Below are 1,428 nucleotides of genomic sequence, written 5' to 3'. Positions count from 1 at the left end.
GGAGAGTTTTCGCTTGGGCCGATGCTGATGGCATTGCTTCKAAGCGGAGGCTCCGCAACAACTCAGGTAGCCAGTTGACGGAGAGCGACTTTACCMCGTCGAGGGTGGTGATTGTTGTTATGGTGACCGCTAAGGATTGTTGTCAGCTGACTACGGGTTAACTCATTGAAATAACAGTGAGCCCACCGGCAAACACTGAGATCAATAGATCCTTCTATGAGGCCGGCGTGCTGCCGCGAGCGGTATTGAATCCTGAGAACTCTCATTGGGCGTCGCGGCTCCAATMCCTGCAAAAGGCAGGCTAGGTGCCCTTTTGGGAGTTGAGCTAGCGGAGCGTCGGAGTGGTCGTCATTGCTAGTTCGCCAGTCCCATATCAGTCAGCCCAGGCAGCAAATCTCTTGCCAATCMACGAGCGCTCGGTTGGAACACACCGTGGTAGGAAAATGTCAAAGTTTATTGACTAGGGAGCTTCGCAAACTGAGGCACTCCTATGACGAAATACCAAGCCATGTCAGCCGTGCAAACTCTTTTGACGGAGAAGATTTTCGCCTTCTGCMAAGCATTTATCGAAGCATCTCGGACGATGTTTATCGACGTCGACGGCAAGCTGGTTCACCCCGGCGAGTTTGGAGTCTATCGAGAAGCGGTTGCCAGGGAGTTCATTCGAACGTTTGTCCCAAAGCGGCTAGAGATTGAATCTGGCTTCGTCATCAGCAGCGATGGCAAGATTAGCAGCCAGTGCGATCTTATCATTTACGATTCCAGCGTCGCACCGCTCTTGCAGAATGAAAACCGGCAACGATTCTTTCCAATTGAGACAGTCGTTGCCGTAGGGGAGATTAAGTCGGTGATGTCTGAGGGTGACTTGTACAGAGCTCTCCGAAAGTTGGCGGCCATCAAGTCTATCCGCGATGGCATGTCCGGACCAAGTTACGTCTATTCCCGGAAGACTGGTAAGGGCGCCGATCGGTTTCGGCCAGCGCACCATGAACTCGATCAAATCGTGACTTTTTTGATCTGCGAAAAGTTTGATTTCTCTTTGGGCGACGAGCAGCTCAAAAGAATCGCAAGCTGCTACAACTCAGAAGCACCTAGGCAACCTGCTAATCTCCGGCACAATMTTATTCTAAGCATCTGTGACKGCTTGATGACTTATGTCTTGCCTGAAGGACATCCGGCGACGTCTCTGGACTTGCCAATAACCTATCCCTTTCCGATAAGGGACCTTCCAACCCCCGACGCAGAGGGTGCCCGGCGCTTGKACAATTGCTTTGTTGGTCCGGCGCTGGAGGCACCAGAGCATATCAAATCATTCGCATCTCTACTACACACAGCGGTCACGGCTGTATCGAGCTTCTTTCCCGATATGGCCAGGTACGTCAAATCCGAGGGGGACTCCGTCAGAGCAAGATTTCCTTCGCCTCTATG

The 1,428-nt window shown here is 52.1% G+C and carries 1 protein-coding gene; it reads left to right on the top strand.

What is annotated here, in order from left to right; translation table 11 throughout:
* Positions 1 to 490: 490 nt before the first annotated feature.
* The coding region (locus QD357_RS32250) for a DUF6602 domain-containing protein (protein ID WP_414126071.1) at positions 491 to 1,428 on the top strand (938 nt) is incomplete at its 3' end.

Origin of the sequence: Rhizobium sp. BR 317, from assembly GCF_047445835.1 — a bacterium.
GTDB lineage: Bacteria > Pseudomonadota > Alphaproteobacteria > Rhizobiales > Rhizobiaceae > Rhizobium > Rhizobium paranaense.
The sequence above is the reverse complement of the archived record's forward strand: the minus strand, read 5'-3'. Positions and strand labels throughout refer to the sequence as shown.